Origin of the sequence: Prosthecobacter sp. (genome assembly GCF_029946185.1) — a bacterium.
Lineage (GTDB): Bacteria > Verrucomicrobiota > Verrucomicrobiia > Verrucomicrobiales > Verrucomicrobiaceae > Prosthecobacter.
Window position 1 is genome coordinate 1 of record NZ_JAQSEA010000049.1, and the last position, 6,858, is coordinate 6,858.

A 6,858-nucleotide genomic window follows, 5' to 3' on the forward strand; every position below is an offset into this window, starting at 1 on the left:
CAGCCTGCTTCATCGCATCCGTCAGCAGTTCGGGGTGTGTGGCCAGGATCACATTCAGGAAGTGCCGCACCTTGTCCGGATCATTCGCCTCCTCTTCCATGTCCTGCTCCCGCATCACGGCTTCCAGCTTCCTCAGCAGCGCCAGGCGCAGCTCGCGGGCGTCCATCGTGCCGTCCTTGCACAGCACTTTGTTCGCCCGTTTGGCGGCTTCATCTTCGGACAGCTCCGCCTCAAAGTTGAACACCTGCTGTATCGTCTGTGCAAAGACATCCAGCGTGCGTTGTTCAACTAGAACTTTGTTTTTCATCGCCTCCAGCAGATCACGTGTGGAGACGATGAAGCGCTGCGCGCAGTCCTCCTCCGTCACTTCATTGTCGGCGGGTTCCTGAGTTTTGAACTGGCGCGGCACATCCGCACGCAGCGCGTAGCGGTGCAGCTTCACCAGCCCGGCCACCTGCCGGGGGCCTTTGTCCGGCGCATCGCCAGCGTCGGGTTCTTCGCTGCTGCCAAAGAACTTGCCGAAATCAAACCGCGTCGGCGGCACAAACTCCGGTGTGGCTGGCGGCGGATCTTCCTGAACCTTGCCAGCTCCCCCGGTCGTCTGCGTCTCCAGCCCAAAGAACTCGGTCTGCCCGCTCTCATCCACCTTGCTCACGCCGCTGATGCCTTCGCCAAAACGCATCGCCACCGTGGCCGTGCTGGCCTTCGCATACGTGGTCTGGATGGCGTTGATCTTCTGCCCTGCGATGTCCAGTCCGGTCTGCGTCTCCGCAGAGGCGAGGAAGACATAGCCGTAGCTCAGTGCCTCCGGCAATGTATTTGCCTGCGCACGGCCTTGCAGCAGGCGATGCACCCGCAGGATGCGGCCCACGAGCTGCACGCCGAATTCCGGGTCACGGCTCGCCCGCATGGACACGAGGGTAAAGGCACGCGGCGCATCAAAGCCCAGCGCCACCGCCATCTTGAAAATCAGCACCTCACGCTGCTCATTGTTGGCCAGCGCGAGCAGATCTGCGTCCGGCTCATCCGCCGTATGCACGGCGATTTGATCTTCCGTGAAGCGCATGCGGATGAGGCGCGCCTTCATCTTCGCCACGTTCTCGTTGTCGGTGGCCTGCACCAGCAGCAGCGGCACCAGCGGCACTTTCATGTCAGCCAGTGTTTGTTTGAGTTGGAGGTGTGCTGCCACACCATCCCGCAGCGCGGTGCCTTCCAGGTCCACCAGCGCCCGCTTCTCCGGCTCCACAAAGTAGGCCGCGCATTTCACGCCCTTCTTGATCAGGCCCGCCTCCATCGCGTCCTCACGGCTCACGCGGATGCGGTGCAGCTCGGCGATGCCCATGGCCTTTTCAAAAGCCGTCACGTCCGTGTCATCCGGCGTCGCCGTGATCAGCACGGTGTATTCCGGCTGCAGCACTTCTTGGAAAAACTTCGCAGCCTGCGTCTTCTCGCCAAAGCCGTGATGCGCCTCATCCACCACCACGCCGATGCGGAAGCCCTGCGTGCGCAGTTGCTGCACCAGCGTGTCGATGCTCGGGTTCGTCTCGCCTTCTTTGCGCACGTTGCGCTTGTCCTTCACGCGGGTGGCCACGGTCTGCCAGGTGGTCACAAACACATCCCCCTGGCGGCTCATGTCCGTGGCCCGGTCATCCGCCATGTCCCGCAGGCGCAGGCCGTGGAACTGCTCCCGCAGAAAGGCCGCTGTCTGGCCCACCACACCTTTGAACGGCGCAAACCAGAACCATACCACCCGCTCCTCGCGGCTGAATTTTTCCACCATCGTCCCCGCCATCAGCGTCTTGCCCGCGCCCGTGGGCGCTTCGATGAGCAGGTAGCCGTTGTGGTTGATCGCGTCCGCACGGCCCCGTGCATCACCGCCGGAGGCGTCCAGCAGCTCACGCGCCGCGCAGAACAGCTCCACGCCGCTGTCCACCGCCAGCGCTTGAAATCGTCGAAGGGTCTTGATGCTCATGGAGGTTATGCGTTCAGGCCAAATTTCCGTGCCAGACTTTCCGGGATGGCCTCATGCTGCACATTTCCGGAGCGGATGTGCTGGCGCAGGGTTTCTGGCTGCCAGGAGTAGAGTGCCACCGCCGCGCAGTCCGCCACCGCCGCCCGCAGCGCGGGCACCAGCTCCTTGGTAAAGCGCGGCACATAGATCAGACGCGCCATCTCATCCCCGGCGCTCTGGAAGGGGGCGCGGGCACTCCCATCATAAGGTTTCAGCGTCTCCAGATGGATCATCTGCAAAGCCGTCCACACCTGCGCATGCTCGATGTCCAACAGCCGCCCCGGCGCGATGCGGCGGCAGCGCAGGTAGGCGAAATCGCCACCGAGGGCCGCGTTATCGCCATAGCCTTCGATCACGCGGCGTACCCGCTTCGCACACACATCACGGCAAAGGTTCTTGTCCGGCTCCGCCGTCGTCGCCTCCGTGCTGGAGACGAGGATGAAGCGGCGCTTGCCACCGTCTTCCGCATTGAGCTTCATCACCGCATGCGCCGTCGTGCCGCTGCCTGCGAAGAAGTCGAGGATGATGTCATCTGGGCCGTTGGCTATTTGAAGAATGCGCTCCATCAAACGAACTGGTTTTGGAGTATCAAAAGCAGTTTGCGTTTCAAGCCATTCACGAATTTCCTTTCGAGCTTCATCGGTATGCCCCACTTCTTCATGCGGCCACCACGTCCAAGGAACAACGCCATCTACCTCGCTTAGATACCGAATCACACCTGGCTGAGAACTGCCGTCCTTGCCAAACCAAATCCGCCCTTCTTCTTTCAACTTCAAAAACGGAGCCTCAGTCATCCCCCAGCATCGGCCTTCGGGCGGACGATGAACAGCGCCGGTGGGTGTGACGACTTCATACATCTGGTTTGGTCGAAACCCCTGTGCGGTCATTGGAATCGCACGCCACCGTCCCTTCGGATCGTTATTCAGATTCTTATAAACCTTCGCCTGCGTTTCAGTGAGTGGGATACGCCCACACTTCTCTTGAAACACCTCGGGGCGTGGCGCATAGACAAGGATGTATTCGTGCGCATCGCCGATGCTTCCCCGATTTTCTCGGGAATACCGCTTCTGCCAGATGCAGTTTGCAATGAATGAGTGCTGCCCAAAAACCTTGTTCATCAGCATCCCCAGCGCGAAGATCTCATTGTCATCAATCGAAACAAAGATCACCCCATCCTGCGTCAGCAAATCCTTGGCGAGCATGAGGCGCTGATACATGAACTCGCACCAGGTCGAGTGCCGCCAGGAGTCGTTCACGTCCACGAAGCGATCGTTATAGACGAAGTCGCGGTTTCCGGTGTTGTAGGGCGGGTCGATGTAGATGCACTTCACCTTGCCGGCGCAGGTCATGCGCAGGTGGCGCAGGGCGTCGAAGTTGTCGCCCTCGATGATGAGGTTGCGCCAGCCGCCCGCAGGCTCCGGCGTGCTGAGTTCCGTGTCCAAGTCCAGGGCCACGAAGTCGGCATTGATGGCCCGGTCCCGCTCGATCTCATTGGCCTCCCACACCAGCCCGAAGCGCGTGGCATCCCGCCGGTCCCGCGCCTCCAGCAGGCGGGTGAGTTCGTCATGGGTCAGGTGGTCGTAGCGTGAAGGCATGGAGTGGAACGAGCATCAAAGCGGCTCAGCATCATGTTGCAAGGAGTTGTCGGTTAAAAGGCCTAGGATTGATGAATACTCCTTTGAAGCTGGGGTAGGTCGAGAGGGGGGGAGTGAGAGGTCAAGGGCTGAGGCGTTAAGATCGCTGCGCGGTTAAGGGGTGCTGAGGACGGGGAATCGTCATGGATTCTGCTGCCTGTCCACGGCAAACAGGGGTGTTCTTGCGGGCTGCCTCCCAGCGAATTTCGCGCTGGAGCAGAGGCTCTTTAGCTTGGGGGATTCGTCATTTGCCAGCCCTCATGTTCCATAACTCTCGCCATCCTCCCCCGTCTCCGCCTCAGTGAAAAAGGCCATGGAAGGCTGCAAAAGTCTTCCTAAAACGGCGTTTAGTCAGGCAACCAACCTGCGGGCACGACCGTGCCTGTTTCCCACCATGACACCAGCTTCCGCTCCTTTGTCGTCTTCACCCACGTCCTTGCGCAATGCAGTCATCCGCTTCGCGGGTAATTCCCAGGACGGCATTCAGTCCATCGGCGGCTTTCTGGCCCGACTGGCGGGCCGCATGGCGCAGGAGGTGATGACCTACATGACCATTCCGTCCACGATTTCAGGCGGGCCGTCCATTTTCCAGCTGCATCTGGGTTCGGGTGAGGTGCTGCATGAGGGGGATGAAGCGGATGTGCTGGTGGTGTTTTACAAGCACAGCTACGAGAACCACATCGCGGCACTGCGGGATGGTGGGATCTGCTTTTACGACACGGCGGACATGGGGCCGGAAGATATCAAACATGAGCGCGGCATCGTCCACATCGGCGTGCCCTTCACCTCTGCGACCGTGGAGGCGGTGGGCGGTTCCACGCGTGACCGTGGCAAGAACATGTTTGTGCTCGGCATGGTCTGCGCCGTCTTCAACTTGGACAAGGAAAAGCTGGTGGGCATTGTCAGCCGTCAGTTTGGCAAAAAGGACGAGAGCGTGCTGCGCAATGCGCTGCTGGCCTTTGACGCAGGTTTTGCCTATCAGGTGGGCGACATTGAGAAATTTGCTTTTGTCCCCGGAGAGGCCGGCAGCGGCCACCGCATCAGTACGGATGGCAATCAAATGCTCACGCTGGGTCTGATCGCCGCCGGGGTGCGCTACGGCTCGGCGTATCCCATCACGCCCTGGTCGTCGATCATGGAATCGCTGCGGGTGGAACTGCCGAAGTATGGCGGGTTGTATGTGCAGGCGGAGGATGAACTTGCCGCTGTGTCCATGACCATTGGCGCGGCCTTTGCCGGGCACCTTGCCATCACCGGCAGTTCGGGTCCGGGCCTGAGCTTGAAGATGGAGGCGCTGGGTTATGCCAGCATGGCGGAGATCCCGCTGATCGTGGTGAATGTGCAGCGCGGCGGGCCTTCCACCGGCCTGCCCACCAGCGTGGAGCAGTCCGACCTGATGCAGGCCATCTACGGCAGTCATGGCGACAGCCCGCGCATCGTGCTGGCACCGAAGGATGTGGAAGACTGCTTCTACATCGCGCTGGAGGCCGGCAAGCTGGCGAAGAAATACTCCTGCCCGGTCATCATCCTGAGCGATCAGGCTCTGAGCAGCCGCATCGAGGCCTTTGAAGAGCCGGATCTCGACAAGCACTGGGTGGAGCCCGAACTTGATCTCTCCATGCGCCCTGAAGGTTTCAAGCCTTATCCGCTGGATGCCATCACCCGCCACGCGCCTCCCGGCAGCAAGATGGCCGGTGGCAAGTACCCTGTGTCCACGGGGCTGGAGCATGATGAAATGGGCCACCCGAGCGGCAGCCCGAAGATGCACACGCTCATGACGGCGAAGCGCCGCAACAAGCTGGTGCAGCTTGCCAAAGAACTGCCGCTACCCGAGATCCATGGCGATCAGACGGGCGATGTCCTCGTCCTCGGCTGGGGCAGCACCTACGGCCCGATCAAGGAGAGCGTGGACCGCCTGCGCCTGGAAGGGCACAAGGCGGGTGCGCTGCACCTGCGCCATCTGCACCCGATGCCGGAGGGTCTGGATGGACTGTTCAAGAAGTTCAAGCACGTCGTCTGTGTGGAGATGAACGACTCCGGCCTCTACGGCTACGGCCAACTGGCCACGCTGCTGCGCGCGAGCCTCGCGGACCCGCGCATCCAGTCCGTGTGCAAAACCGACGGCCTCGCCTTCCGCATCCGCGAGATCGTGACGGGCGTGGAAAAAATCATGAGCGCCCAGGCCTGATCCGAACCCGCAGCATTCAACCTTCTATTTTTCCAACCATCATGTCCACCGCCCTCGTCACTCCTGCAGCACCTGCTGCTGACAAGCTCACCAAAAAAGCCCTCACCGCCGACCATCCGACATGGTGCCCCGGCTGCGGCGACTTTGCGGTGCTGAACATCTTTTACCGCGTGCTGGAGAAGCTGCAGTATCCGCATGAAAACATCGTCTGCGTGGCGGGCATCGGCTGCTCCAGCCGCTTTCCGTATTTCATGAACACGCACGGCATCCACTTCATTCATGGGCGTGCCGTTCCGCTCGCCACCGGGATCTCGCTGAGTCGTCCGGACCTGCACGTCTTTGTGTTCGGCGGTGACGGCGACGGCTTCTCCATCGGTGGCAATCACCTCAACCACGCGGCGCGCAAAAACATCAAGCTCACCTACGTCATCATGGACAATTTTGTTTATGGCCTGACCAAGAAGCAGACCAGCCCCACGAGCCCCATCGGCTTCAAGAGCAAGACCGATCCCACCGGCAGCATCGACCGCCCGATCAATCCCATGCGCCAGCTACTCGCCAGCGGTGCCACGTTCATCGCCCGCACGCACGCCGCGCAGGTGAAGCACATGGAGGCCATGTTTGAGCGCGCCATTTTGCATGACGGCTTCAGCGTCGTGGAGTGTCTCAGCGAGTGCGTGATGTTTTACGCCGGTGCCTTTGACGACAGCACGCCCCGCAAAGGCGGCACCTTCGACACCATCGACGAAACACAGCACGACGTGACGGATGACCAGGCGGCCTTCAAGCTGGCCGAAAACCTGGCTCCCGGAAAATTCGGCGTGTACTATCAGGTCAACCGGCCCACGAAGAATGCGCTGGAGCAGAGGTGGATCGACGACACGCAGTCGAAGCTTGTTGGGGTGTCGCAGAAGGAGATTTTGAAGAGGCGGTTTGAGGGGATGAGGTAGGCGGGGAGGGGTAGGCGAGCGGTCAAGGCCGCTACGCGGTCAAGAGGTCAAGAGGTCAAGGTTCCGCTGGTCAAG

At 60.9% G+C, this 6,858-nt stretch carries 4 protein-coding genes; 2 read left to right on the forward strand and 2 right to left on the reverse strand.

Annotated elements, in window-relative coordinates; all coding sequences use genetic code 11:
• Both PSV43_RS03255 and PSV43_RS03260 read right to left on the reverse strand, forming a co-directional pair.
• Positions 1 to 1,972, reverse strand: a 1,972-nt coding sequence (locus PSV43_RS03255) for a DEAD/DEAH box helicase family protein (RefSeq protein WP_300193734.1), incomplete at its 3' end; no start/stop codon positions are given.
• Between the two features lie 5 nt (positions 1,973 to 1,977).
• Positions 1,978 to 3,606, reverse strand: a complete 1,629-nt coding sequence (locus tag PSV43_RS03260) for a site-specific DNA-methyltransferase (RefSeq protein WP_300193736.1) — start codon at positions 3,604 to 3,606, stop codon at positions 1,978 to 1,980.
• Between the two features lie 433 nt (positions 3,607 to 4,039).
• Here PSV43_RS03260 and PSV43_RS03265 point away from each other — a divergent pair, with 433 nt between their 5' ends.
• Both PSV43_RS03265 and PSV43_RS03270 read left to right on the forward strand, forming a co-directional pair.
• Complete coding sequence (locus PSV43_RS03265) at positions 4,040 to 5,833, forward strand: 2-oxoacid:acceptor oxidoreductase subunit alpha (RefSeq protein WP_300193738.1); 1,794 nt, start codon at positions 4,040 to 4,042, stop codon at positions 5,831 to 5,833.
• A 41-nt stretch (positions 5,834 to 5,874) separates the two neighbouring features.
• The gene (locus PSV43_RS03270) at positions 5,875 to 6,783 is read left to right on the forward strand and encodes a thiamine pyrophosphate-dependent enzyme (RefSeq protein WP_300193740.1); all 909 of its coding nucleotides are present in this window, start codon (positions 5,875 to 5,877) and stop codon (positions 6,781 to 6,783) included.
• Positions 6,784 to 6,858 lie beyond the last annotated feature (75 nt).

What these genes read in the sequence shown, in the direction of transcription:
- PSV43_RS03260 (WP_300193736.1), bottom strand. Translation starts at nt 3,606, where the DNA reads ATGCCTTCACGCTACGACCACCTGACCCATGACGAACTCACCCGCCTG.
- PSV43_RS03265 (WP_300193738.1), top strand. Translation starts at nt 4,040, where the DNA reads ATGACACCAGCTTCCGCTCCTTTGTCGTCTTCACCCACGTCCTTGCGC.
- PSV43_RS03270 (WP_300193740.1), top strand. Translation starts at nt 5,875, where the DNA reads ATGTCCACCGCCCTCGTCACTCCTGCAGCACCTGCTGCTGACAAGCTC.